The following is a 25,366-nucleotide window of genomic DNA, read 5'->3' as shown; positions in this document are numbered from 1 at the left end:
ACCACTATGGAGCAGGTAAAAGCCGTTAATGTGCAAGAACTCAAACGGATGCAAGACGATCAATTCGATTTCCAACTCATCGACCTTCGAGAGGCCGATGAACTCGAGATTTGCCATATCAATGGGACGCATATTCCCCTAGGAGAAATTGATGTCCGCGCCCAAGAAATTGCCCGCGATAAACCCGTGGTTTTGCACTGCAAAACAGGCCGCCGCTCCTATATGGCCGCCCTCTTTCTACAACAACAACACGGTTTCGATAATCTCTATAGCCTAGATGGTGGCATTATCGCCTACGCCAAGGAGATTGATCCCAATATGACCGCTTATTAGTAAGTTGTTTTGGGGCGTTACTCCTTTCAGTCGTCGAACTGCGGCTTGCAGCCTTGTTGTCTGCCTTCGGCAGGCGCTACGTTTACTCCCGTTGGTCATCGAAGACGGACTGAAGTCCTTGTTGTCGCAGCTCGCTGCTGTTTTGGGGCCTCCTGCCTACGGCAGGCGCTACGTTGCGGGGCTCGCAAGTCTGCTCGGCCCTGCGCCGCCTTTGGCGGCTGGGTCTGGCCCTTCGGGCCACCCCTCCACATCGCTAGGCCGAGGCCCAAGTCTGGCCCCCTCCCCTGCCCCTATTTTATCATTTACTACCTAAATCGTAGTCATGCCTCAAGAAGTAGAAATTAGCATTTTGCCCCAAGAACTGGAGCAAGAAGCCCTGATCGAAAAAAAATTGCGCAAAAAGTTGCGCTGGCCCAAAGAACAAGTATTGGCCCATTGGCATATCCGCAGAAGAAGCCTAGACGCCAGAGGACGGCAGCCACTTTTCCGCCTCCGTATTGTGGCCTATAAAACGGGAGAGCTTGTTCCCAAAACACCTTCTATTATTGCGGCCCTGCCGCAGGTCCAAAATCGCCCAGAAGTCTTAATTGTTGGGGCGGGGCCCGCAGGCTATTTTGCCGCCCTAGAACTTATTGAACTTGGCCTAAAACCCATTATCCTCGAAAGAGGAAAAGATGTGCAGGCCCGCCGCCGAGACCTTCGGGCCATTCAGCAGTTTGGCGAGGTAAACCCACATTCTAATTATTGCTTTGGCGAAGGTGGAGCCGGTACTTATTCTGACGGAAAACTCTATACCCGCTCCAAGAAAAGAGGCAGCATAGAAAAATCCTTGCGCTTGTTTGTTGAGCATGGCGCCCCTAGCGATATTCTCATTGATGCCCATCCGCATATTGGCTCCAATAAACTGCCCAAGGTAGTGGCCGCCATGCGAGAGACCATAGAAAGCAAGGGCGGAGAAATCCATTTTGAGGCTTGGGTCACCGACTTCCTCATTGAAGAGAAGCAGGGCCAAAGAAGCCTAAAAGGCTTGCGCACGGCTGATGGAAAAGAGTGGTGGGGCCAAGGCGTTATTTTAGCTACGGGCCATTCGGCCAGAGATATCTTCCGTTTATTGGACCAAAAAAAGGTGGCCATAGAGGCCAAGCCCTTTGCCCTTGGCGTGCGGATAGAGCACCCTCAGGCCCTAATTGATGAATTGCAGTATGGCATAAAAGAGCGGCCCAAAGAACTGCCTGCCTCTAGCTACAGCCTAGTTTGCCAGGTAGAAAACCGAGGCGTATTCTCCTTTTGTATGTGTCCGGGCGGATTGATTGTGCCCGCTTCTACGGCCCCAGGCGAACTAGTCGTCAATGGGATGTCGATGTCTAGACGAGACTCTCCTTTTGCCAATTCGGGCATGGTGGTCGCTGTAGATATGGAAGACTTGAAAGAGTATGCGCATTTGGGGCCATTTGCGGCCATGAGCTTCCAGCAAGAGGTAGAACAAGCCCTATTTCGGGCGGGAGATGGCAGCCAGGCGGCGCCAGCTCAGCGCCTAACCGACTTTGTCAAGGGGAAAACCTCTAATAGTTTAGCCAAAACCTCTTATATCCCTGGAATTTACTCGGCTCGATTGGACCAATTGCTTCCGGCGGGGATTAGCCGACGGTTGCAGCGCGGTTTGCAACAGATGGGCAAAAAAATGCGGGGTTATTATACCGAGGAGGCCCAATTGATAGGGGTAGAGAGTCGGACCAGCTCTCCTATTCGGATACCGAGAGCGCCAGATAGCTGCATGCATCCGGAACTAGCGGCCCTATTTCCCTGTGGAGAGGGAGCGGGTTATGCGGGCGGCATCATTTCGGCGGCTATGGATGGGCAGAAAGTGGCCCAGGCCTTGGCCAAATGGGTAGTGGTTCAATAATTTTGCGGTGGACAGGGCGCGGAGCGCCCGCAGGCCTAGGGGCCTGAAATGGTGCGGCGCAGCCGCAGACCCAGCGGGCGCAGCCCGCGCAGGGCCGAGCAGACCTGCGAGCCATGCAAGGGCCCGGCCGCCGAAGGCGGCAGGCCCCAAAAAAAACAACATAAAACAAAAACAGATGGGACTATTTAGCAACCCTTTGAAGAACCCCAAAGTTTTGGACATGGTCTTTGGGAAGGCCCAAGAGGAATTGAATGAGGCTTTAATTTATCGGAAAAAGCAATTTGGGGACCCCGACCTATATATGTGGGTGGAGGTAGAGCAGGGCCTGCCCTTTGTTTGTCTGCGTAATTTGGCGGGAGAAAACTTGGTGCGGATGACCGCTCAGCAGCTGCTGCAAGACGAGGCCATACAGCAGCAGCTCAGGAAGATTCCGTCCCTTCTGCGGCCCTTTATTAAGTGGGATATTGTCTTGCCCAAAATGAATGCAATCTTAGTTCGCAAATTGGGGACTGGCAAAAACATCAAGGTAACAGAGGGGCCTAAAAAAGCCATTGTAGACCTTTGGGAAGCGGGAGAAGAGCGGCAAAAAAATATCTCCTTGACAGAAATATTTTTGTAGAAAAACAATCTTTTGGAGAAGAATTGCGTAAAAGAATAAAAAGCGGAGGGATAAAAGGCAGCTTGGCAAGTAGTTTGCCCAATAAAAAAAACCAATACAAGACAAGCCCTTCATTTATTCATCACCAACTTTTATCTTTATATACATGCAAAAATTAGCATTTCTATTTCTTTTCCTAAGTTTTGGTTTTAGTGCAGTACAAGCGCAGAAAACTCAGGCAACGGAAAAAAACCTGATTAAGACTTTGGACCCAGAGGGTGCTGAAAACATCAGCTTTAAGTTTAACTTTGAAGAGTTAGACCTAGAGCCTTGGGAGCAGGGCAGCTTGCGTATTCGTCTTTTGGTTCACTCTAATTATCCAGAATCAATCATGAAAGAGTTGCTCAAGGCGGGTCGTTATGAAATGCAAGGTTTATTGGATGGGGACACCTACTATATCACGATGCCAAATTTGGATAAGATGATTACGGTTGGTAACTTGTTATTGGAGGAGCAAATTTTTGTATCGGTACAAACGCCCGGCTACTTTCAGAAAGAAGGAAAAACCATTAAGAAAAAGCTAGATCCGGCTTTGGTGGTTAATGCCAGAGGGAATCAGGCCGCCTTGAAAAAGATGCGTCAGATTAAGGAAGACATTGAGGACAAAGTGGAAGTAGAATTTGTTTGGACTGGCGTGAATGAGCAATCATCCGCCAAAGCCAATATGAAAGAGCGCTTCAAGAAGAAGAATGAAAAGACCAAAAGCCGCGTGCATGGTCTATCTGAGGAGGAGCCTGTTGGGGCTAGCCGTCGTGGGACGATGCAGCCTAACATGACTGCTGAAGAATTTAAAAGTCAATATGGAGGAATTTGGATTTTGGTAGAAGACGAACTCGACTACAGATAGCCATTTTCTCTCGCCTTATTTTTATTTTGATTACAAAACACACAATCATGAGAATCTCTGCCTTTATTGCTCTATTTATGTCTTTTGCTTTTTTGGTTCAGGCCCAAGACAATAGCGAAAAAACTTTAGTAAAAACTCTAATGCCTGAAGAAAGCTCGGAAGTAGTTTTTGAAACCAAAAATGCCAGCATTGGCTCGGAACCTTGGGATCAGAAAGGAATGCGTGTAGAAATTGAAGTTATTTCTAATATGCCTGTTTCTGTATTGGAGCAATTGGTAAAAGCGGGCCGTTATGAGCTCGAAGGTCGCACAGAAGATGGTGTTTTCTATGTGAATGCGCCTAAAATGGAAAAGCAGGTTACTGTTCGTGGCAAGTTGTTGGAAGAAGTGATCAACTTCAATGTAAAAACACCTGGTTACTATGTACTTAGCGAAAACCGTCTCATGCCTGATGCGGGTCTAGCTGCTCGTGGTAACATGAAGCGCAACATTGAGACTGTCATCGTAATCAAGCCTGTTCTAAAAACAACACTTAAGTCTGATGCTCAGATTGAGCTCAAAACTGGAGATATCAAAATTGGTGACGAGATCATTGAGATTGAGTAAGTTATTATATAGACGCTAAATTTTAGCCCTAGTTCTTTAGCGAACTAGGGCTTTTTTTTGTGCTGCTTATTGCTCTTCTTTTCCTTGGGCCATAAAATGCGGATTATGCAAATCGGCCTTATTGTAGCGCAGAGGGTTTTGGCTCTCCCAATCGAGAATTTGGCCCCCAGCTTCTTCTAGAATAATTTGAGGGGCGGCAGTATCCCACTCCATAGTGGGGCCTAAGCGGGGGTAAATATCGGCTTGGCCTTGGGCCAGGGCCATAAACTTCAGAGCGCTGCCTTTGGCCATAAATTGCGGCTGATTTAGAGACTGAATATAGGCCGTTGTGGCGGGTCGAAGATGTGAGCGAGAGCCCAAAACCCGCAAGCCCTTCTGTTCAAAAGAGAAACTGCTGGCCCAAATCCGTTTATTCTTGCCTTCTTCTACCACAAAAGCCCCTGCTCCTTTTTGCGCCCAATATAAAGACTGAGTTAGGGGGGCATAGAGCAAGCCAAAAACGACCTCTCCCCCTTTAACCAAAGCGATATTGATGGCAAACTCTCCATTTCGGTTAACAAACTCTCGAGTGCCATCCAAAGGATCGATCAGCCAACAATAGCGGTAATTTTTGCGCTCCTCATAGGGCGCTATCTGCTCTTCTTCCGAGATGATTGGAATCTCGGGCCAATGGCAAGCCAAGGCCTGGCAAATAATGGCATTCGAGCGCTGATCCGCCAAGGTCAAAGGGCTATCATCTGCTTTTTGTTCTAGCTGCCAATTGGCTGTTGGCTGCTCATAGACTTGCACAATAGCTTGCCCTGCCTCTTCGGCAATTTTTTGAATCAGCTGGATATCAGAAAGGCTTAGCGAAATCATTTTCTCTATCGTTTAATTTAGATCGTCATCTTCCTCTTCGGCTAGGGCAGAGTTGCCCGCCCCATCTTGTAAAGCTGGTGCACTAAAACTGAGGGGATCCTGTCCATAGGTTTTTACCAAAAACTCATAGACCTCCGGAAACTCTCCCTTAAAGGCCTCAGGGTAAGTAAAAAAGTGCTCAGAAGCCAACTCAAAGAGCTCAAAGTCTGGCAAAGCTGTATACTCTAGGCTATAGCCCACCTTAAACTGACGCAAAACATGCAGCCGAGCCAAAAAGTCCATACGGTCCCCTATCGGTAAATCTTCATCATGAATATGATGCTCGGCCTTAAAGGCTTTGGCAAAGCCATACAAACAAACATCATAATACTGATGCGGCGCTTTTAGTCCTCGGATAAACATATTGACAGAAATGAACAAGCTGCTAAATGGCTCTTCCTCCTCAAATTCTACCGCATGGATCTTCTCATTAATTTTAGGCGTAATGAAGGTTCTGGGGAAAAGAACAATCATCCCCAATTTAGGAAAGAACTCCTTCTTGAAAGTCTTGCCCATTGTCATCTGAATGGCCCGAGCAGAAACCAATAACTGTATATCACCAGGGAGCTTATCTGCGCCCCTCATCTGAAACTGCTTTTGCATTCTAAAAATGCTCAAGCGCTGCTCAAAAAAACGCTTGTGCTCTGCCCCCAAATTTCGGTAATAAGGAAAGAATTGCCCCAGAATATCTTGCTCTACCTTGGCCAAGCCAGGAGGGTGCTTTACCGCCCACCATTCGTAAATTCCTCTACGAATCAAGTAGGTGCCAACAAAAATTCCTAAGGGAATCGCCCCCAGCCATTTCCACTCATCAACAATTAAGTCATTGAGCAGTAGATAGGCAAAAATTAAGGTGCCAATACCTGAGGGAATCAGCAGAAGTACTAAAATAGGCATAAGAATAAGATGCTAGTGGACCAAATTATATTTTCATATAGTAGCTTAGATATAATATATTTTTAAGATAATTTTGCAAGCAAGGATATTTATATCTAAGATATTTTCTAAATTTAGAACAGCAGCCTTAAAGCTACCCGCTCCAAACAAGAAAGCCAAAAGGCCCAAATTGTTACATTCAAGCCATGATTTAGTATGCGTTTTATCGCTCTAGGCCAAAAATAATCAACCTTATGGAAATTCGTCGTCTTTTTGATATCCCTTATTATCAAGCTGCCCATTATCCCCTCCCCAAAGCAATAGGAGGACAACATATTAGTGGCAAAAAGTACTACTATAGCACAGAAAAAGTGCTAGAGCTCATCAATAAAGTGAGCTGGGGACTCTTGCAAATGGGCATGAAACCCGGCGATAAAATTGCCCTGATTTCTTATAATAACCGCCCAGAGTGGAATATCATGGATCTTGGTATGCAGCAAATTGGCGTGATTAACGTTCCCGTCTACCCTACCATTAGCCCCGATGATTATGTCTATATCTTTAATGACGCTACCATTAAGTATGCCTTTGTTGGCCATGGCGACCTCCTCGATAAGGTCCGTACCGCCCAAAGTGATATCCCCTCTCTTCAAGCCATCTTTACCTTTGATGAGGCCGATGCCCAAGGACAAGTAGACGCCAATGGCCAAGAGGTTAGTTTCTGGGAGCATATCTGGGGCGAACATCCCAATATGGACATTATCCAAGCCCATAAAGATAAAATTAAAGCCGAAGATCTAGCAACAATTATTTATACCTCCGGAACCACAGGCAAACCCAAGGGCGTAATGCTCAGCCATAATAACATTGCCACCAATGTCCGTGATGTACTCCCCTTTATCCCCCTACAACCCCAAGATATCGCCCTGAGCTTCCTGCCAATCTGCCATGTCTTTGAACGAACCGTTACCTATAGCTATATGGCCAAAGGAGCCCAGGTTTTCTATGCTAAAGACCTCGATACACTCTCGGAAACCCTACAGGATATCCGCCCCCATTTCTTTACTACCGTCCCCCGACTACTCGAAAAGGTCTATGAGAAAATGATGCTGAAGGTCCAAGCCGAAGGCGGCCTCAAAGAAAAAATATTTAATTGGGCCCTCGGACTAACCGAAAAATATGACTTCGATTGGCAGGCCGCCGGCCTAGAAGCCATCAAATGGAAGATTGCCGATAAACTAGTCTTTTCTAAGGTTAGAGAACGCCTCGGTGGCCGCTTGAAAGGAATTGTAACAGGCGCCGCCGCCTGCCCCCCTCGCATGACACAACTCTTCTCCGCTGTGGGCGTCCCTATCCGTGAAGGCTATGGCCTGACCGAAACCTCACCCGCTATTTCTATCAATATTTTTGAACCCTACCAAGCCATGATCGGTAGCGTTGGCCCTATTCTCCCTAGTGTGCAGGTCAAAATTGACCAAGACGATAGCTATGGCCCCAACGAAGGCGAGGTCCTAGTCAAAGGAAATTCCGTCATGATGGGCTACTACCGCAAAGAAGATAAAACCGCCGAGGTCTTTAATGATGAAGGCTGGTTCCTCACTGGCGATATCGGCAAAATTGTAGAAAACAAAAAAGGCATCAAATTCCTCAAAATTACCGACCGCAAAAAAGAACTACTCAAAACTTCTGGCGGAAAATATGTCGCCCCCACCCCTATCGAAAGCACGCTCAAAGAAGATCTTTTGGTAGAGCAGGTGATGGTGGTTGGCGAAAAACGCAAGTTTGTCTCAGCCCTTATTCAACCCAATTTTGAAAGCCTCAAGAATTGGTGCCAAGACAAAAATATTGCCTGGAGCAAGCCCGAAGAGGTGATCACTAACCCTAAGGTCCTCGCTTACTTCCAAGCCGTAATCAACCGCTATAACCCCCGCTTCTCTAAGGTCGAACAAATCAAAAAGTTTCATCTGGTCCCTACAGCATGGGGCGTAGAAACAGGAGAACTCACCCCCACCATGAAACTCAAAAGAAGAGTCATTTTAGCCAATTATGAAGATGCTATCGAAAAACTTTATCAGTAAATTACTCCTCCTCAGCCTATTGCTCCTCAGCCTTGCCGCCTGCCAGTCTTCTAGCACAGACCCACTCTATAGCCTCGAAGACTTGGCCGGAAATTGGCGCCGAATCGATAGCAATAAACCAAGCCTAGATGCTATGGAGGTAGAGGTGGATAGCAGCAACGCTTTTATCCGGGCCACCAATGGCAATACTTCCTATTTTTTACTCGGCCAACGAAAATGGCGCCGTATCCGCCCCTCCGATGGCCCCAATTTTAACTACCAAGATAAAGGCAGCAATAATGAGTTTTATGATGCAACCATGACGCTCGATAAAAGTGGCCCTACAGATTATCTTTACCTCAATATTAAGGTCGCTGGCAACGGCAATGGCAACAGACAAAGCTGGGAACGCTTTTAAATAAGGTCCTTTTTTGGGGCCTCCCCTGCGGCCCAAAGGGCCTCAGGGCGCTACGTTGCGGGGCTCGCTCTTCGCTCGGCCCTTCGCAAAAAACAAGTTTTTGCTCGGTCTGGCCTGCGGCCACCCCTCCACATCGCTAGGCCGCTCATCTCTCTTTTTCATGCCAAGCAATCTGCTCCGGCCCTAAAGGGGACAAAACTTTGGTTTTGTCCCCTTTTTTACCCCTAGCCTACTCGGCTCACAAACATACTGCTCAACTGTTTTTACCTTTATGATGTTACTATAAATAAAACCGCCTATGCTTCAAACGCTGCCACTCTTCCCCCTCCCCCTAATCAAAATGCCCGGCGAACTACTCGAACTCCATATTTTTGAGCCCCGCTACCGCAAATTACTAGAGGACCTCAAAACCGGAGAGCAGCCACTTGTCGGTATTCCCTGCACTATAGAGGAACCCGCCCAAGCTGGTCAATTAGGCTGCCTAGCCCGCCTAAAGTCTATTATTAAGACCCATCCAGATGGCCGTGCCGATATCTACCTCGAAGTCATTGACCTCATCCAATTGGATAACTATAGCCCAAAATGGCTAGACAACCCCTATCCCGGCGGCCAAGTTCAAGTCCTCAATGCCCAAAATACCCGCATTCAGGACCACTGGCTAATGCAACAGCTTCGCCTGCTCAAAGCCCAACACCCCATAGCACTTCCGCTATCCCTACAAAATGATATGGGCGAGTTTGACCTGCTCAGCCAACTCCCCATTCAAGATAAGGCCAAACTACACTATCTGCAATTGCCTCCCAATAGCAAGGCCCGCAAAGCCCTACTCCACTATGAAGTCAAGCAGTTGGGCCTATTACTGATGCAACAAAAGGCCGTCTATAAGGGCTTTTGCTTTAATTAAAACGGCCATTTGGCCAAATAACAAAGAGGAGCAACTACTATGGTAGTTGCTCCTCTTTGCGGTCTCAGCGAGGGGTACCTATACCCGTCAAGAGGGGTACCTATACCCGTCAAGAGGGGTACCTATACCCGTCAAGAGGGGTACCTATACCCGTCAAGAGGGATACCTATACCCGTCAAGAGGGGTACCCATACCCATCGAGAGGGGTACCCATACCCATCGAGAGGGGCACCCATACCCATCGAGAGGGGTACCCATACCCGTCAAGAGGGGTACCTATACCCATCGAGAGGGGTACCCATACCCATCAAGAGGGGTACCCATACCCATCGAGAGGGACTGTTCAGGACTGTTCAGGATTTTGTGTGTCCGAATAAAATTTGGGGCTTTAACTTTTTAGGATTTGGCCAATAGTCGCTTAGGGACAAAGGAGAAACACAAAGTTTTAAACACACTCAAATCGCAGAAAAAAGGAGCCAAAGCCCCTAGGCCTTAGCTCCTATTTAGTCCTCTAGAACACAGCAAAAACAGATAGGGCTGCTTGGCTTCAATGCTACCCTATAGCCTAGGGCTAAGGGCCTGCGCTGGCCTTTGGCCAGCGCATCGGCTGAGGGATGGATAGGGGGGCGGCGAAGCCGCAGACCCAGCTTTTGAGCGCAGCGAAAAAGCGCAGGGCCGAGCAGAGCTGCGAGCCCCGACACAGCCCGACCCGAAGGCCCAAAGGGCCGTAGGGGCAGCCCCAAATCCTCCTCCTAACATTCAGAAAGGCCAATAGGCACCTGCACAGCCAGCCCTCCCTCTGCGGTTTCCTTATACTTAAAGTTCATATCTTGGGCGGTTTCCCACATGGCCAGAATAACCTCATCTAGGGCGACTCTAGCTTGCTTGGGGTCGGTTTCTAGGGCCAGGTAGGCGGCATTGATGGCCTTAATGGCCCCCATGCTATTTCGCTCAATACAGGGGATTTGGACCAGTCCCCCAATAGGGTCGCAGGTAAGGCCCAGATGGTGTTCCATGGCAATTTCGGCAGCGATTAAAGCCTGCTCGTAGCTACCGCCCAGGCATTCGGTCAGGGCAGCGGCGGCCATGGCCGAAGACACCCCAATCTCGGCCTGGCAGCCGCCCATAGCTGCGGAGATGGTTGCATTGATTTTGAACAAAACCCCCACCTGTCCAGCCGTTAGGAGGAAACGAGCGATATTCTCCTTCTTAAAGTTATCGGCAAAGCAAATATAGTACATCAGCACGGCGGGAATCACGCCAGAAGCCCCATTGGTAGGGGCCGTAACCACTCGGCCAAAGGCGGCATTTTCCTCATTGGCGGAGAGCGCAAAGCAGCTGACCCACTTAAAAATATCTTGATGAGCATGTTGTTTGCCTCGGATCAGGCCGATCCATTCTTGGGCATTGCTATAGCTAACTTGTTCGCCCAACAGGCGTTTCATCATGCGGTTAGCCCGGCGGTGCACCTGCAAGCCACCGGGCAAGATTCCCGTTTGGTGGCAACCCTTATAGACACAGGCCTTCATGACCTCCCAGATATCCCAGGCCTGTAGCAGGCTATTTTCTGCGGGCCGCCATTGTTTCTCTCGTTCCAAAACAAACTGGCTAATTGAGGCGCCATTCATAGCTTGGCAATAATTGAGAATATCCTTGGCTTTTCGGACCGAATAGCTGGTGACCAGTTCTGGAAAATCTTCTTCTTTTTGGATGGGGCCATGATCTAGGGCCGAGGCCCATTCAATAAAGCCGCCGCCTATTGAATAATAGGTTTCCTCTAGGGTTTTATTGGTTAAAAAGGCCTTCACCTTTAGGCCATTGGGGTGATACGGCAGGTTTTCGGGCCAAAACTGCAGGTCTTGTTCATAGCAAAAAGGGACCTTTATTTGGCCGGCCAGCAAAATGCGTTTACTGGCCTTAATATCTTGAATACGGGCCCCGATCAGGTCGGTATCTGTTGTTTTGGGGTCCTCATTGAGCAGGCCCATCAGCACCGCAATATCGGTTCCGTGGCCAATGCCAGTTTTGGCCAAAGAGCCATAAAGCTCTAGCCGAATTTGTTTTACCTTTGGCCAATTCTCGGCCCCAAGTCGTTTGTGAATAAAGTGCAGCATGGCATTCCAGGGGCCCAGCGTATGTGAGCTCGAGGGGCCAACGCCCACCTTAAACATATCAAAAACGCTTAATGAATCCTCTTGCATAGTTGTTGTTTTCTGTACAGACGAAATTACAATCTTTATTCAATTCGCCTAAGTCCTCTACTTCAAATCCCTTAAAAGTTTTGTTATTATTTATTTGGGGCTGCCCCTACGGCCCTATGGGCCTTCGGGTCGGGCTGTTCGGGGGCTCGCAGGTCTGCTCGGCCCTGCGCTTTTTCGCTTTGCTCAAAAGCTTGGTCTGGCCTACGGCCCCCCCCTACCATCCCTCAGCCATAAGGGCGGGCTAAAGCCCTTATGCAAACAACCTTATGGTCCCCTCTCTTCAAAACAGCTTAGTCTATGCCTTCTTTGCTTATATTTTTGCTTTGTTTATTTTCTACTATTGTTGTTTATGGGCAGCAATTTTCCTTAGCCTTTCCTTTAGACAGTTTGCCCAAGCGCTGGCTCAAGAAGGAGGCAGTGCCTGAGGGTTTAACGGCTGTGGCCTTGCAGCAATACTGGCCCAAACAATTGGCTAGGCTACATCAGTTGGGTTATTTGGAGGCCCAATTGGGTGTGCCGAGGCAATTGGATAGTCAGACTTATGTCTTGCCGGTTATTTTGGGGCCCGTCTATCGGCTAGATGCTTTGGCTTTAGATAGCATTTCGCCTTATCAGTTGGCGGCCTTGGGGCCAAAGTATTGGGATTTGGAGGGCCGGGTTTTTTCTATGGTCCAAATTGATGAGCTAGAATTGGCCTTATTGGAATATGCCGAGCGCCATGGTTATCCTTTTGCGCAGACCCATTGGCAGCTGAACCAAATAGCGGGGCGGGATATTTCGGCCCAGCTCTTATTGGAGCAAGGGCCATTGATTCGCTTAGATAGTTTGGATATTCGGAGGAAGGGGAAAAAGAAAGGTCCTTCTCCTATTCGCAAGGGATTTTTGTCTCGTTATTTGGGGCTAAAGCAGGGCCAGCTCTATGATGAGCGGAAAATACAGGCTATTCGCAAGCGGATAGCCGAGCTTCCTTTTTTGGCCCTAACGGCTGATCCCTACATTCTATTTGAGGGGAATTTGGCTCGGCCTATTTTATTTGTGCAGAAGAAAAACGCCAGTCGCTTTGATATCATCTTTGGGATATTGCCCAATGACAATGCGGTTTCTCCAGCTCCAAAGTTCAAATTTACGGGGCAGGTAGACATAGAGCTCTTAAATCCTTTTGGGCGGGGGCAGCGGATATTGGGCAACTGGCAACAATTTGAGACGGGTCGTTCGGAATTGAACTTGGCCTATTCGGCCCCTTATATCTTTAGGACGCCATTGGGTTTGGCGGCGGACTTTTCTATTTACCGGAGAGACAGCACTTATATTGACATCATTGGGGAGTTGGGGATTACTTATCTTTTTGACGGGAACCAGGAATTGACTGCTTTTTGGAAAAACAGTAGTACGAGTGTTCAGCAGATGGACACCTTAGCGGTTTTGCGGAGTCGGAAACTGCCCAGCTTGGTGGATAGTCGGCAGAACATGTTGGGTTTGGCCTATCAGTTGAGGCGGGTAGATTATCGTTGGAACCCTAGGCGGGGGGTTATATTGGGGGTAAAGGGGAGTTTGGGGCAGAAAAGTGTAAGGTCCAATTCGGCTATATTGAACTTAAGGGACCCGGCTGATTTGGACTTTGATTTTGGGCAGCTTTACGATAGTGTCAGTGCGGTGGCTCAATACCAGTTAGAGACCGACTTACAATATTACCAGCCCCTATTGAGGCAGCTCAGTATTATGGGTCGTCATCGGATGGGCTACCTACTTGGTTCGGCAGAAAAGTATGACAATGAATTATTTCGTTTGGGGGGGCAGCAACTTTTAAGGGCATTTGATGAACAAAGCATCCTCTCTGAATATTATCATTTGGTCAGTTTAGAAGTTCGTTATATTTTGGGACAGAACAGCTACAGCTACCTATTTGGGGAGTTGGCTCAGTTTGAGCAGTCTAATAATCAACGTAAAACTTATGCTTTTGGGGCCGGATTGGCATTAGAGACCCCGGTGGGGGTATTTGCAATAAGTTATGCTTTGGGAAACTATTGGGAAAATGCTATTTTGTTTCGCAATGCAAAAATTCATTTTGGCTACCTAAATCGCTTTTAAGTGACAGCGGGCCAGGGGCGGCAGCTTAATAGCTAGAAAACTGTTGTGCGGCCTAGGGATGGAAGGCAGTGGCCCAAAGGGCCAGACCCAGCCGCCGCAGGCGGCGCAGGGCCGAGCGAACAGCGAGCTGCTGCACAGCCCGCCCCGAGGCCCAACGGGCCGCTGGGGAGGCCCCTAAAAATAATCAGCTAATAAAAAAACAAGTCCTACTAAAGATGGAATTAACGACACACCTTATCCGCAAATCTTTTCCCTTACTCACGGAACTAGAATTGCAAAATGAAATTGTAGAATGTTCGACTTTGCGAGCATTTGATGCCAATGAGACCTTAATGGACTATGGCGATTACATTCGTTATGTGCCCTTGATGATAGAGGGGAGTATAAAAGTTTTGCGTCAGTCTGATGACGGCAATGAATTATTTTTGTACTACCTCAATGGGGGTGACACCTGTGCGATGGCTTTTACCTGTTGCATGATGCGTCGGAAGAGTGAGATTCGGACTATTACGGAGGAGCCCAGTCAGGTTATTTTTATTCCTTTGCAAAAGATGGAAGATTGGATGGGGCAATATCGGAGTTGGCGGGAGTTTGTGATGACCTCTTACAACAATCGTTTTGAGGAATTATTTAGTGCTTTAGACAACATTGCCTTTTTGAAGATGGACGAGCGTTTGCTGCGTTATTTGGCTAGCAAGTCGCGTTCTTTGGGTCAGAAGATGCTCAACACCACGCATCAGGAAATTGCTCGGGAGCTGAATGCTTCTAGGGAGGCGGTTTCTCGTTTGCTCAAGAAATTGGAGCGCAAGGAGCTGCTTCGTTTGGGTCGCAATAAAATTGAATTATTGTTGGAGCCAGAGGCCTTAGAGAACTGGAATCGGGAATAGGTTTTGGGGAATAGAAAAGACCACTTTCTTTAGAGAAAGTGGTCTTTTTTTATGTGCTTATGCAGCTGCTTTTAGTTAGTGCTAGAAGTAGATTCGTTTCTAGCATTTTCTTCTTCTACTTCGGGGGCAGAAGGGCAATCTTGGCAGGGGTCTACGTTAATGCCCTCCATACGTTTGAGTGATTTGAGTTCGGTACCGTCCTCTTTCCAGTCGATAATAGTAAACTCTGTACGGCGATTTTCCTGATGTTCCTCTTCGGTACAGGGGATGCCATCATAGCAATCGTTGAGCATTACTTTTTCGCCCATACCGTTAGCTTTCAGGCGTTTTTTTGGAATTCCTTTTCTCATGAGGTATCGGACCACCGATTCGGCGCGGCGGTTAGAGAGGCGTTGATTACTGCGTCTTTTTCCGCGGGCATCGGTATGAGAAGTAAAGCGTACAGAAGCTTGGGGGAACATTTGGAGGAAGGCCACCAAAGAATCTAGGCCGGGTCGGGCATCGGGGCGGATATTGGCTCTATTAAAATCGTAGAAAATGTGTACAATTTCGGGTACGCCTTCTGGTCGTTGGAACCAGATGGTATCGCCTTCTGGCGTGACCATATAGATGGTATTGCCATTGACATCGATATAATTCTTATTGCCTTTTTGGTCCTCACATTCATCATAGCCATTTTCATCTTGTTTGCCTGTGGGGAGGCAATCTTCGGGAAACTTCTTTTGGTCGGGGCAATCGGCGGTGCCGGGTAGGCAGTTGATGGCCAAATCCACCTCGATCGCTTCATCTCCTTTGCCGATATTTCTGGTGGTAAAGGTAGAAGAAGACTTGGTATAGCCATCTTTAGAAACGATCAGTTGGTAATCGCAATCCTCATTGATTTCGAGGAATTCGTAATAGCCAGTTTCATCGGTTAGGGTAGAGAGTTCATTGAGTGTTCCTTCACAATCTGATTTTAGGCGGACCAAGGCATTGCCTAGGGGCTGTTCGGAATAGCCATCGATTACGGTACCTCCTACATCAAACACTCTTTCGAGGTCTAGGGGAATTTGGATAACGACTGTTTGGCCGGGTTTGATATCTGCGGCCTTTGTACGAACATTATTGGGGCGATAGTTGAGCATTTCTGCGGCAAAATCGCAGGGATTATCGAGCCCTACTTCCAAGAAGGCCTTACCATCTCGGTTGGTGGTATAGCTATCTACGGAGCTACAGGCGGTATAGACCGTAGCGCCTTCAATGGGCATTTCGGTTGTTTTATCAAAAACGATAACTTCTACAGAGATAGACAGCTTCGTGAAGCTATAAATTTGGTCGCCTACGCCCTCATCGCCTTGGCCCTCGCCATTATCGCGATTAGAAGCGATCAGTCCGTAAGTTTTGGTTTCATTCATCGTAATCGAGAAATCGTCCTTATTACTATTGATCGGGTAGCCGAGGTTGACGGGATCTAGCCAGGCGCCATAGCTTTCGGTCACCTTATAAATGTCTAGTCCACCAAGGCCAATTAGGCCATTAGAGGCAAAATAGAGGGTCATATCGACGCCTTCGCCATGGGCAAAGGGGAAAGCCTCATCGCCTTCTGTGTTTACGGTGGGGCCTAAATTGACGGGCACCGACCAGCGGCCACCCTCCATATAAGAGGCATAGAGATCTAGTCCACCAAATCCCCCGGGCATATCGGAGGCAAAAAAGAGCATTGTTCCATCCTTAGACAAAGAGGGGTGCATCACATTATAGCCTTCATCATTGAAGACCACCCCTTCGGGTTTATCCCATTTATCGCCTTTTTTATTGACCAGATAGATTTTTTGGCGGAGCACGCCATCTTCATTTCCGGCCTTACCGTCTAGGTCTGTTGCTGAGAAATAAGCCTGGGTTTGGTCGGCATTAAAGGTAATTGGGCCAATATGGCGGGGTGTTTTACGGATCTTTTTGGCGTATTTTTCGGGCTTGCCATAATCGTAGATATACTTCTTTTCATCTTTGAGGGTGAGTTCAAAGTCAAAGAGTTGGGCAAAGCCGTCTTCGGTCCATTTATCTTCTACAATTTTGGCTGGGAACTTAGACTTAACGCGGTCTCTGGTCGAGCTAATAATCACTCTTTCTTTTTCGCCATCTTTATATAATACGGGCGAAAAGTCATCGGCATTACTGCTCAATTCTGGCCGTACCTCTAGGTCGTAGAGGTCTCCGGAGGCCCTAAGATTATCCACCATAGATTCCTCGCAACCTTTTTCTAAAAAGCGGGCGCGGGTATCATCGGGCATAAGTTTAAGGTATTCTCTCACCCATTTGGTGGCCTTTTGGCATTTACCATTCATTTGTAGGGCCTGCGCATAATAAAGTAGGGTAATGGGTGGGGCTTGCGGCATCAGCGACACTTGTCCGTACCAATACTCCATTTCATCAGAGTTGCGGAGCATGCGGTAACATTCTGCAATATTGAGTTTGGCCTCTGATTCATCATACTTCTCCAACACCTTTAGATAGACATCAATAGCGGCCTGATAATTATAGTCCTCCATCAGGCCTTTTGCCTTACGCAACTTTCCTTTTTGGGCCATTAGTAGGCCGCTGCCCAAAAGGCTAAATAAAAGTAGTAGAAGAAAGGATTTATTATAACGCATATATGTTTTATTTAAGCACAAGACGCTTTTATTTTGGGGCTGCCCCTCGCCTTTGGCTCGGGTCGGGCTGTGTCAGGGCTCGCAGGTCTGCTCGGCCCTTCGCAGGCTTTGCCTGCTTGGTCTGGCCTTCGGCCACCCTTATCCATCCCTCAGCCTGCGGCGGCTTTGCCGCCTGCCAAACGCAGAAAGAGCAGCATAAAAGGTCCTGTACTTAGTCGTTTTTTTTTGCTACTCTTTGCTTGGGTTCAAGCTAATTTTAGAAATAACGGACGTGCTTGGTTTTGCCTTTGTAGCGCATCAAGTCGTAGCCCAGCATAATTTCATAAGATCCTTGGGCGGGTCCTTGCAGTTCGGTTAGGGTATAATCATAGGCGGCACCAATACGGAGGCCATTTTCAAAGCGCATAGAAATCCAGAAATCGACAGAATCGTAGGTACTTGTTTGGTCAATTACTTGTAGGGCGGTACGGAAAGAAGCCCCTACCCAGAGGCGATTATTAAACAAGAGCGAAAGATCTACATCCATTTCTGTAGGCGCCGCCACATTGTTCAGTTCATTCTTTTCAAAGAGGCCCACATGCTTCACGAGCAAAGAGGGACGAAACACCATAGTAGAGTTGAGAGGAATAGCCACTCCACCCGATACATAATAGTGGCGATATTGTTGGGCCAGGGGAATATTGGGGTTGTTGGTTTCTTGGCGCAGCGCATTATTGATCAGCATAGGAGCAGAAAGGCCCACAAACCATTTTTCAGAAAAGAGATAGAGTCCCCCGCCAAAGTTGGGTAGCCAAAGGTTGGGCTGCAAATTCTGAAAAGCGGGGTCGTTGAGGTCCTCTAGTTCTAGGTCGGTCCAATCGGCAGCCCAGTTAGAGACCCCACCTTGCATACCGATAGACAATTTCACCGATTTATTGATGGGGATATGATAGGCAAAAGAGCCATAGACATTAAACTGCCGAGAGTTGGCAATTTGGTCCAAAGACATATTGAGCCCTAATCCAATGTTTTTACCTTCTATGGGAGAGTGCAAGTTGATGGCCTGCGTCATGGGTGCCCCTTCTATGCCCCACCATTGTTGGCGGTGCAAAACGCCCATATCCAACACCTTGGCTGTTCCTGCATAAGCTGGGTTATAGGCCATGGGCATGAACATATATTTGGTAAACATAGGATCTTGCTGGGCCTGCATACTTAGGCTCAGCAAACAGCTAAAAAGAAAAGTGTATAAAATACGCGCGCTCATATCGGTCAATTGTTATTAAGAGGAAAGTCATTTTGCGAGGGGGCCCAAATGCATCTGTATTTTCTGGTCCAAACCCTCACAAAAATAGCATTTAAGTTTTGGAAAAGAATAATTTTCGATTCTTATCCCTACAGATGCAGTTAAAAAACGTTTTTGGGCTTTGGCTTGTCCATTGCAGCCCCCTAGTTTATTAGAAATAAGCGGGCTAAGGGCCTTTTTTTGCGGTGAACAGGCCCGAAGGGCCGCAGGCTGAGGGATAGAAAGCAGTGGCCCAAAGGGCCAGACCCAGGCGCTTTAGCGCCGCAGGGCCGAGCGAACAGCGAGCTGCGACATAGCCCGACCCGACCGCAGGGAGGGGCAGCCCCAAAAAAATCGCCCCTAATAACAGTGTATTAGGAGCGATTCAGAAAGGCTTTCTCTTTTAAATAATGAAGATGGATTCGGTTTCTTCTTGGGCCGGAAATTGGCGGCTGAGCAGCCCGCTGATCTGCTCTCTCATTTGCTCAAATTGGGCCCGGACGGCCTCCAAAAAAGGCTGATCGACCAAGGCTTTGAGCTCTTTGAGGTTGCTCATTCCCTCGCCTTGTCTAAATTTGTAGGTTTGCTCATAGAGGCCATCTTCAAACTTGATGCTGTAGCGTAACCCCTGCTCGAAAAAGGTGACCTTCATGTCGGTGACCTCTTCTAAATATCCAATAACTCTCATAATTTTGTGGCTTTTGGGCAAAGATAGGGAAATAATAGAAAAAGGCTCCCCGGCCTGGCCGAGGAACCCCTGTTAACTTCTAAATACTATCGAGAGCTGCATTAAAGGAATACTCCAGAAAGTTTTTGACATCTTCTGTTGATCTTAGTTCACTCATCTCATAAACCCATTTTCACTTCAAATATCTTTGTCGCCTTATACTTCTACTCATTGGCTAAGGAATTATAGGGATCATCTAAATTGGGAATTGCACCAAGTCTTCCTTTTTCATAGGCATGATAGTAAGCCTCTGAAGAGCGAAAATCTTTAGCCTCAAAATCAGCTAAAGAGAAAAGCGCTGAAGCCCCATTGGCTTGTTTTTCTGTAAACCAAATGGCATCGGCCCGCAGAATATCCTTAGAGCGCAAAAGCTCTCTTTGGTGGGTGCTGAGAATAAGCTGTGAATTGGGCTGACTATTGAGTAAAAAGCTAAGCAGAAAATGCTCTAATAGTTCGGGATGCAAGGAGCTGCCTACCTCATCAATAGAGAAAATAGCTGCTTGACTGGCCAGAATAGCGAGCAAGCCACTAAAACCAAAATAGCGTTTTGTGCCTTGAGATTCTTGTTTTAAATCTAATAGATAGCTCTTGCTTTCCTCCTCCCCTTTGACCAAATGTTCAATTCGGACCCTTTTATGTTTAATACCAGTCTCTTTCAAGGCCTTGGCTAAGTCAGGATCTTGTTTCAAGACCTTTTTTATTCGCACGGGCCAGTCCTCTTGTTCCTCAAAAAACACATTCTCTATCTTTAGGTCTGCTTTTTTTAGAAAAGACAAAAAGAGCTCCTTATCTAAAGTTCCTTGATCTAATTTGCTAGATATGAAGTTAGTCAATTTTGTTTCTGGAGAGATCATAGGATGCAAGACCTCCTTAAACCAAGAAAGCGCAATTCTTAACTCTCGACAATCTGTATTGGCCTTATGAAAGGCCCCCAAAACAGTGCGGTTCCAGAGTACATGAGTCTTTAGACTTTCCTGCTCTATTGCAGAGAGTTTAATCTTAGAACCCCAATTGATTTCACTCAATTGCTTGGCTAAATCTGTTTTTCGCTCATAAACAAGCGCCCGACGAGGTTCATAATAATGTAGACTTTCCTCTAAAATTGCTTCTTGATTAAAGCGAAAATAGTAGTCAAACTCAATCCCTTCATGAATAAAACGAATACTCAGCGCACTATCCTTTTCTAGTGGATTATCACAAAACAAAAAGGGTTGATAGTCAATTTTATCGCTTTTATCGTTAGCCGCATCTAGTTGTAGCTCACGCATAAGTTTTAAGGCCTTCAACCAACTACTTTTACCTGAAGCATTGGGACCAAAAATATACAGCAACTTAAGCAGCTTCAATTTACTATTGGGCCGATGAATATAATATTCACTTAAATGCTCCGCCTTATTCGCCTCAAACGATAGGGTCTGAGCTTCTTGGATAGGACCAAAGTTTTCTACTGTAAGTTCTATAATCATAAGTTTTCTACTATTTCATGTAAATATACAGCAGAAAAACCATAAATAAAAGCAAATAAATGGCTTTAAACTTTCATCCGCCTCGACAAAAGCAACAGCCCCAACAACATCAATCCTCCATTCAACAATAAGATTTCAAAGCCAAATTTGTAGCCCCAGAATAACTCTTCTGAATAGTAATTGATGCCAAAACTGAGCAAGGGCGCCCCAATCGCCAAAAAGGGAATATATTGGTCTTTGACCCGCCTTTTGCTAAACAACCCAAAGCTATAAAGGCCCAATAATGGCCCATAGGTATAGCCCGCCGCCTTAAATAATTGATTGATCACCGACTGCTCATTGATGTAGGCAAACAACAAAATAACGCCCACCAATAAGGCCGAAAAAAAGAGGTGCACCCGCTGCCGAACTTGCTTAGATTCCGCTGTCTCATCCTCTTCCGACATCCCCAAAATATCTATGCTAAAGGAGGTCGTTAGGGCCGTCAAAGCAGAATCCGCACTAGAGTAGGCCGCCGCCACCAAACCTAACAAAAAACAAATACCCATGAAGAGCGGCAGCTGGGTGAGGGCCAATTGCGGATAAATCAAATCATAGGCAATTTTATCGCCCCGCATCGGAAAATCTAGGCCTTTTTGCTGCATGTACAAGAACAAAAGCCCCCCCATCCAAAGGAATAAAAAATTAACAATCAACAAGATAGCGCTAAAGCTATACATATTCTTTTTGGCCGATTTAAGGTCTTTGCAGGCCAAGTTTTTTTGCATCATGTCTTGGTCCAAACCCGTCATGACAATCGTGATAAACATGCCCGACAAAAACTGCTTGAAGAAGTTATTGGGGTTGCTCCAACCATCTTCCCAAAAGAAAAATTGTCCCAAATTGGCCGCATCTAGGGCCGAAAAACTCTCAACAGCCCCCAACTCCATACCCGATAAAAGGTAGTACAAACTAAAGCCCAAGGCCAGTAACATCATGCCCGTTTGCAAGCTATCGGTCCAGATAATCGTCTGTAATCCAGAGCGAAAGGTGTAGGTCCAAATCAAAAGTACAGCGCCTGAAGTGATCGCCCAAAGCGGTATTTCCCAACCGCCCAAGCGCAAAATGCTGTCTAAAACCAAAACCACCAGATATAAGCGAAAAGCCGCCCCTAGGGTCCTCGATAACAGGAATAAACTAGCCCCCGTTTTATAGGTCCAATCCCCAAATCGCCCCTGCAAATAACTATAAATGGAGGTCAAACGCAAGCGATAATACAAGGGCAATAAAACCTCTGCAATCACCAGATAACCCGCCAAATAACCCAAAACAACCTGCATATAGGAAAAGCCCTGATTGAGCCCCCCAGCCCCCACTACGCCCGGTATGGAAATAAAAGTTACGCCCGATAAAGAGGCCCCAATCATCCCAAAAGCCACCAAAGGCCAGGGCGCCGCCCGATTCGCCCGATAAAAGGCCGCATTACTGCTGTTTCCCCGACTCTGCCAAAAGGAGAGCAGACTCAAAAAGATAAAATAGCCCAAAAGCAAAAGCAGAATCCAAGCCGCCGATAGTTGTAGTGGATAGTTCATAGTTTTTATTTTTTCTTGGGGCCCGCGGCCGCCCTTCAATTTGGGGCGGCCGCCGCTATGCTGCGGGGCTCACAGGGCTGTTCGGCCCTTCAGGCTACACTTCGTTTCGCCTTCGGTCTGGCCTTCGGCCACCCCTCCGCAGCGCTGGGCCATTGGCCCTTCGGGCCCAAGGCGGCTTTGCCGCCTTGCCGCAGCCCGCCATTTGGCCCAAATTTAAGCCCTAAAAAGAGCCAAACAAACTCTTTGGCAGAGATAGCAGGCAAAAGTTTGAAAAAGTTGTATTTTTAAGGACACAAAAGTCCCCAAAATTAACCGAATTTTTAATCCAAGAATATGAGTGCCCTAGGCGGAAACTATAAATTCAAACACCTCAAGGTGTTTGGCTCGGTAGAAAACCTCTACCAAAATGTAAAGAAATATAGACGGGTATATGATGAGTCAGAAGCTCGTTATATCTACGCAGAAATGGCCCTCTATAATAAATTGTTCGATGAAAAAGATTGGAATATTAGCCTGCGCCTAATATGTACAAACGAAGCCACAGAAGAACAACTCTGCGAACTCAAAAAAGACTTTAAGGTCAGTAAGGATACTAATGTCTTTTATGTGCGTGAAGGCTGGGGAACCCCGCAGCCCGGCTGGTGGAAAAAAGGCAAGTATCGCTGGGATGCCTATATCGGAGACGATTTTATCGGCACTAGCCACTTTTATGTTACCGATGGCGGCCTAGTGACCCCCACCGAAAACCCCTACCTCAAAATTAAACAGGTTCGCCTCTTCGAAAGCGATGGCGAAGGCCTTGATTTAGAAAAGCGCCAATATCTTCAGGTCTTTTCTCAAGCCAAAACTCGCTATATCAATATCGAAATGGCCGTGGATCTCCTCAAAGAGGAGGAGCTGCTTCCCCTAGAGTTTCAATTTAATTTCTATAATGATGCCGGCCAACATAAGGCCTATATGGAGTATTTCTCAGAAATTACCGATAAACGGCAGCAACTAAGCTTCGATACCGGCTATGGCCTCGATAAAGGCGGCTATTGGTTTGAAGATCGCTATACCCTAGAAATTATTTTCATGGACCAACTCCTAGGGGTGGTCCCCTTTGAAGTGGGCCAAGAAGAAGAAGCCCTGCAAGGTAAAATGCCTTTCCAAATTGCTGGCCGCAAAACAACAACCTTGGGCCAACAAACCGAAGAAGGCGAGGAAGAAGTGAAAAAACTCAGCTATGAGGAGGCCGTGGCCGAACTCAATGCCCTGATTGGCCTAGAATCCGTCAAACAACAGATTGATGAACTGGCCACTTACCTCAAGTTTATCCAAATCCGTAAGGAAAAAGGCTTTAAGGAAAATGCCGCTATCAATTTGCATACGGTCTTTATGGGCAACCCCGGCACGGGTAAAACAACCGTGGCCAAAATGCTCGGGCAAATTTATGCCAGCCTCGGCCTCCTATCTAAAGGCCAAGTGCATGAGGTGGGCCGAGTAGATTTGGTTGGAGAATATATCGGCCAAACCGCTCCCAAGGTCAAAAAAGCTATTGATAAGGCCCGTGGCGGTATCCTCTTCGTCGATGAAGCCTATGCCCTATCCGATCGTGGCGATGACGGAAAAGATTTTGGTAAGGAAGTTATTGAGGTCCTTATTAAAGAGATGTCTGATGGCGCTGGCGATATTGCGGTCATCTTTGCCGGCTACCCCAAAGAGATGAACCTCTTTGTCCATAAGAATCCAGGCATGAGCTCGCGGATTCAGTCTACAATTCACTTCCCCGATTATCGGCCCGATGAGCTAATGCAAATTGCCGATTATGCCGCCGAAAAACGCGATATCAAACTAGATGAAGCAACCCTCAAGTTTCTTAATCGCAAGGTGGTCGAGGCTTATCGTGGCCGCAATGATAATTTTGGCAATGCCCGCTTTATCAATGGCGTGATTGAGGAATGTAAGCAGAATATGGCCCTTCGCCTGATGCGCCTAGGCATTGAGGAAATGGAAAAAATGGAGGCCGAACAACTCTCTACCGTAATCCTAGAAGATGTAGAAAAAGCCTTTGGCCTAAGCAATAAAGCCAAGGTGCATATTCCCATTGATGAACCCCTTTTGCAAGAGGCCCTCAATGAGCTGCATAGCCTGGTTGGCCTAGAAGATGTCAAAAGAGATGTGGATGAAGTGGCCAAATTGGTCCGCTACTATACCGAAATTGGCCGCGATGTGAAGAAGGCCTTTTCGCTACATACCGTTTTTGTCGGAAACCCCGGTACAGGAAAAACGACTGTGGCCCGCATTCTGGTCAAAATCTATAAAGCCTTAGGCGTTTTGGAACGTGGCCATTTGGTAGAAACCGACCGCAAAGATTTGGTGGCTGGCTATACTGGCCAAACGGCCATCAAAACCGATGAAGCTATCGAGAAAGCTATGGGCGGCGGCCTCTTTATTGATGAGGCTTATGCGCTCACCCAAGGCGGCCAAGGCGATTTTGGCAAGGAAGCCGTAGATACTTTGCTCAAACGCATGGAGGACAAAAGAGGGGAGTTTATGGTCATTGTCGCCGGTTACCCCAAGGAAATGCGGCAGTTTCTAGAAAGCAACCCCGGCCTGCTCTCTCGCTTTGATCGTACCCTCAAGTTTAAGGATTATACCGCAGAAGAACTCTTCCAAATTGCCTCGGATATGTGCGAGCAAAAAGATCTTTATCTGGATGAGGAGGCCAGCAAGCTGCTCCAAAATTATATTCAAGACCTGCTGGACCACAAGCATAAGTATTTTGGCAATGCCCGTAGCATCCGCAAGGTGGTAGATGAGGTGGTGCGCCGCCAAAACCTCCGCTTGGCCAGCATCTCTCATGCCGAACGCAGCCACGAAATGGTCAAAACGATCAAGGCCACCGATCTACAGGATTTTCGCCTGATCGAACAAGACGAACAACGCCCCGGCTCTATTGGCTTTAATCACCGCGGCTAAATCTATAGCCCTTCTATAAATGACTAGGCCTAGTCTTCTCTAAAGAAGACTAGGCGTTTTTTGGGGGGCCTCT

General features: G+C 47.3%; 19 protein-coding genes. 11 read left to right on the top strand and 8 right to left on the bottom strand.

Going from position 1 to position 25,366, the window contains the following annotated elements; translation table 11 throughout:
* Window positions 1-6 precede the first annotated feature (6 nt).
* The 5 genes from SAPGRDRAFT_RS10225 to SAPGRDRAFT_RS10205 all read left to right on the top strand — a co-directional run bounded on the left by SAPGRDRAFT_RS10225 (window position 7) and on the right by SAPGRDRAFT_RS10205 (window position 4,346).
* Window positions 7-333: a rhodanese-like domain-containing protein gene (locus SAPGRDRAFT_RS10225; protein ID WP_002659205.1), complete on the top strand. Its 327-nt coding sequence runs from the start codon at window positions 7-9 to the stop codon at window positions 331-333.
* A 322-nt stretch (window positions 334-655) separates the two neighbouring features.
* Complete coding sequence (locus SAPGRDRAFT_RS10220) at window positions 656-2,236, top strand: NAD(P)/FAD-dependent oxidoreductase (protein ID WP_002659204.1); 1,581 nt, start codon at window positions 656-658, stop codon at window positions 2,234-2,236.
* A 175-nt stretch (window positions 2,237-2,411) separates the two neighbouring features.
* Window positions 2,412-2,855 (top strand): hypothetical protein, encoded by a 444-nt coding sequence (locus tag SAPGRDRAFT_RS10215; RefSeq protein ID WP_002659203.1) that lies wholly within the window; start codon window positions 2,412-2,414, stop codon window positions 2,853-2,855.
* 145 nt (window positions 2,856-3,000) lie between these two features.
* Window positions 3,001-3,741, top strand: coding sequence for a hypothetical protein (locus SAPGRDRAFT_RS10210; protein ID WP_002659202.1), 741 nt, complete (start codon window positions 3,001-3,003; stop codon window positions 3,739-3,741).
* A gap of 47 nt (window positions 3,742-3,788) precedes the next feature.
* Window positions 3,789-4,346 (top strand): hypothetical protein, encoded by a 558-nt coding sequence (locus tag SAPGRDRAFT_RS10205; RefSeq protein ID WP_002659201.1) that lies wholly within the window; start codon window positions 3,789-3,791, stop codon window positions 4,344-4,346.
* A gap of 66 nt (window positions 4,347-4,412) precedes the next feature.
* Here the strand turns inward: SAPGRDRAFT_RS10205 and cysQ are convergent, their stop codons facing one another.
* Together cysQ and SAPGRDRAFT_RS10195 are read right to left on the bottom strand one after the other, a co-directional pair.
* On the bottom strand, window positions 4,413-5,204 hold the full coding sequence (cysQ, locus tag SAPGRDRAFT_RS10200) for a 3'(2'),5'-bisphosphate nucleotidase CysQ (protein WP_002659200.1): 792 nt from the start codon (window positions 5,202-5,204) through the stop codon (window positions 4,413-4,415).
* A gap of 12 nt (window positions 5,205-5,216) precedes the next feature.
* Complete coding sequence (locus SAPGRDRAFT_RS10195; RefSeq protein ID WP_002659199.1) at window positions 5,217-6,140, bottom strand: zinc-dependent peptidase; 924 nt, start codon at window positions 6,138-6,140, stop codon at window positions 5,217-5,219.
* A 233-nt stretch (window positions 6,141-6,373) separates the two neighbouring features.
* Here SAPGRDRAFT_RS10195 and SAPGRDRAFT_RS10190 point away from each other — a divergent pair, with 233 nt between their 5' ends.
* From SAPGRDRAFT_RS10190 to SAPGRDRAFT_RS10180, 3 genes are all read left to right on the top strand, one after another.
* Complete coding sequence (locus SAPGRDRAFT_RS10190; RefSeq protein WP_002659198.1) at window positions 6,374-8,197, top strand: AMP-dependent synthetase/ligase; 1,824 nt, start codon at window positions 6,374-6,376, stop codon at window positions 8,195-8,197.
* Complete coding sequence (locus SAPGRDRAFT_RS10185; protein ID WP_002659197.1) at window positions 8,166-8,594, top strand: hypothetical protein; 429 nt, start codon at window positions 8,166-8,168, stop codon at window positions 8,592-8,594. Before SAPGRDRAFT_RS10190 ends, SAPGRDRAFT_RS10185 begins: the two co-directional genes overlap by 32 nt.
* A 298-nt stretch (window positions 8,595-8,892) precedes the next feature.
* Complete coding sequence (locus SAPGRDRAFT_RS10180; protein WP_002659196.1) at window positions 8,893-9,498, top strand: LON peptidase substrate-binding domain-containing protein; 606 nt, start codon at window positions 8,893-8,895, stop codon at window positions 9,496-9,498.
* A gap of 752 nt (window positions 9,499-10,250) precedes the next feature.
* Here the strand turns inward: SAPGRDRAFT_RS10180 and SAPGRDRAFT_RS10175 are convergent.
* Complete coding sequence (locus SAPGRDRAFT_RS10175; protein ID WP_002659195.1) at window positions 10,251-11,699, bottom strand: L-serine ammonia-lyase; 1,449 nt, start codon at window positions 11,697-11,699, stop codon at window positions 10,251-10,253.
* A gap of 297 nt (window positions 11,700-11,996) precedes the next feature.
* Between SAPGRDRAFT_RS10175 and SAPGRDRAFT_RS10170 the strand changes: the two genes are divergently transcribed.
* Both SAPGRDRAFT_RS10170 and SAPGRDRAFT_RS10165 read left to right on the top strand, forming a co-directional pair.
* The gene (locus tag SAPGRDRAFT_RS10170) at window positions 11,997-13,787 is read left to right on the top strand and encodes a BamA/TamA family outer membrane protein (RefSeq protein ID WP_002659194.1); all 1,791 of its coding nucleotides are present in this window, start codon (window positions 11,997-11,999) and stop codon (window positions 13,785-13,787) included.
* 215 nt (window positions 13,788-14,002) lie between these two features.
* A complete protein-coding gene (locus SAPGRDRAFT_RS10165) occupies window positions 14,003-14,674 on the top strand; it encodes a Crp/Fnr family transcriptional regulator (protein ID WP_002659193.1) in 672 nt (223 codons plus the stop codon).
* Between the two features lie 71 nt (window positions 14,675-14,745).
* Here the strand turns inward: SAPGRDRAFT_RS10165 and SAPGRDRAFT_RS23755 are convergent, their stop codons facing one another.
* The 5 genes from SAPGRDRAFT_RS23755 to SAPGRDRAFT_RS10140 form a co-directional block, all read right to left on the bottom strand.
* On the bottom strand, window positions 14,746-17,304 hold the full coding sequence (locus SAPGRDRAFT_RS23755) for an OmpA family protein (RefSeq protein WP_002659192.1): 2,559 nt from the start codon (window positions 17,302-17,304) through the stop codon (window positions 14,746-14,748).
* Between the two features lie 256 nt (window positions 17,305-17,560).
* Window positions 17,561-18,550 (bottom strand): PorP/SprF family type IX secretion system membrane protein, encoded by a 990-nt coding sequence (locus SAPGRDRAFT_RS10155; RefSeq protein WP_002659191.1) that lies wholly within the window; start codon window positions 18,548-18,550, stop codon window positions 17,561-17,563.
* Window positions 18,551-18,971: 421 nt separating this feature from the next.
* The gene (locus SAPGRDRAFT_RS10150; RefSeq protein WP_002659190.1) at window positions 18,972-19,256 is read right to left on the bottom strand and encodes a hypothetical protein; all 285 of its coding nucleotides are present in this window, start codon (window positions 19,254-19,256) and stop codon (window positions 18,972-18,974) included.
* 203 nt (window positions 19,257-19,459) lie between these two features.
* Entirely contained in the window at window positions 19,460-20,761 is a 1,302-nt protein-coding gene (locus tag SAPGRDRAFT_RS10145) for an AAA family ATPase (RefSeq protein WP_002659189.1), read from the bottom strand.
* 65 nt (window positions 20,762-20,826) lie between these two features.
* Entirely contained in the window at window positions 20,827-22,332 is a 1,506-nt protein-coding gene (locus SAPGRDRAFT_RS10140) for a sodium:solute symporter (protein ID WP_002659188.1), read from the bottom strand.
* A 333-nt stretch (window positions 22,333-22,665) separates the two neighbouring features.
* Here SAPGRDRAFT_RS10140 and SAPGRDRAFT_RS10130 point away from each other — a divergent pair, with 333 nt between their 5' ends.
* The gene (locus SAPGRDRAFT_RS10130) at window positions 22,666-25,293 is read left to right on the top strand and encodes an AAA family ATPase (protein ID WP_002659187.1); all 2,628 of its coding nucleotides are present in this window, start codon (window positions 22,666-22,668) and stop codon (window positions 25,291-25,293) included.
* Window positions 25,294-25,366 lie beyond the last annotated feature (73 nt).

This window comes from Saprospira grandis DSM 2844, assembly GCF_000275825.1.
In the GTDB taxonomy this organism is placed as follows: Bacteria; Bacteroidota; Bacteroidia; order Chitinophagales; family Saprospiraceae; genus Saprospira; species Saprospira grandis_A.
Note: the sequence above shows the minus strand (reverse complement) of the source record. Positions and strands in the feature narration are given on the sequence as shown.

Coding starts and splice junctions, on each gene's coding strand:
- SAPGRDRAFT_RS10225 (WP_002659205.1), top strand. CDS start 7: ATGGAGCAGGTAAAAGCCGTTAATGTGCAAGAACTCAAACGGATGCAA.
- SAPGRDRAFT_RS10220 (WP_002659204.1), top strand. CDS start 656: ATGCCTCAAGAAGTAGAAATTAGCATTTTGCCCCAAGAACTGGAGCAA.
- SAPGRDRAFT_RS10215 (WP_002659203.1), top strand. CDS start 2,412: ATGGGACTATTTAGCAACCCTTTGAAGAACCCCAAAGTTTTGGACATG.
- SAPGRDRAFT_RS10210 (WP_002659202.1), top strand. CDS start 3,001: ATGCAAAAATTAGCATTTCTATTTCTTTTCCTAAGTTTTGGTTTTAGT.
- SAPGRDRAFT_RS10205 (WP_002659201.1), top strand. CDS start 3,789: ATGAGAATCTCTGCCTTTATTGCTCTATTTATGTCTTTTGCTTTTTTG.
- cysQ (WP_002659200.1), bottom strand. CDS start 5,204: ATGATTTCGCTAAGCCTTTCTGATATCCAGCTGATTCAAAAAATTGCC.
- SAPGRDRAFT_RS10195 (WP_002659199.1), bottom strand. CDS start 6,140: ATGCCTATTTTAGTACTTCTGCTGATTCCCTCAGGTATTGGCACCTTA.
- SAPGRDRAFT_RS10190 (WP_002659198.1), top strand. CDS start 6,374: ATGGAAATTCGTCGTCTTTTTGATATCCCTTATTATCAAGCTGCCCAT.
- SAPGRDRAFT_RS10185 (WP_002659197.1), top strand. CDS start 8,166: ATGAAGATGCTATCGAAAAACTTTATCAGTAAATTACTCCTCCTCAGC.
- SAPGRDRAFT_RS10180 (WP_002659196.1), top strand. CDS start 8,893: ATGCTTCAAACGCTGCCACTCTTCCCCCTCCCCCTAATCAAAATGCCC.
- SAPGRDRAFT_RS10175 (WP_002659195.1), bottom strand. CDS start 11,699: ATGCAAGAGGATTCATTAAGCGTTTTTGATATGTTTAAGGTGGGCGTT.
- SAPGRDRAFT_RS10170 (WP_002659194.1), top strand. CDS start 11,997: ATGCCTTCTTTGCTTATATTTTTGCTTTGTTTATTTTCTACTATTGTT.
- SAPGRDRAFT_RS10165 (WP_002659193.1), top strand. CDS start 14,003: ATGGAATTAACGACACACCTTATCCGCAAATCTTTTCCCTTACTCACG.
- SAPGRDRAFT_RS23755 (WP_002659192.1), bottom strand. CDS start 17,304: ATGCGTTATAATAAATCCTTTCTTCTACTACTTTTATTTAGCCTTTTG.
- SAPGRDRAFT_RS10155 (WP_002659191.1), bottom strand. CDS start 18,550: ATGAGCGCGCGTATTTTATACACTTTTCTTTTTAGCTGTTTGCTGAGC.
- SAPGRDRAFT_RS10150 (WP_002659190.1), bottom strand. CDS start 19,256: ATGAGAGTTATTGGATATTTAGAAGAGGTCACCGACATGAAGGTCACC.
- SAPGRDRAFT_RS10145 (WP_002659189.1), bottom strand. CDS start 20,761: ATGATTATAGAACTTACAGTAGAAAACTTTGGTCCTATCCAAGAAGCT.
- SAPGRDRAFT_RS10140 (WP_002659188.1), bottom strand. CDS start 22,332: ATGAACTATCCACTACAACTATCGGCGGCTTGGATTCTGCTTTTGCTT.
- SAPGRDRAFT_RS10130 (WP_002659187.1), top strand. CDS start 22,666: ATGAGTGCCCTAGGCGGAAACTATAAATTCAAACACCTCAAGGTGTTT.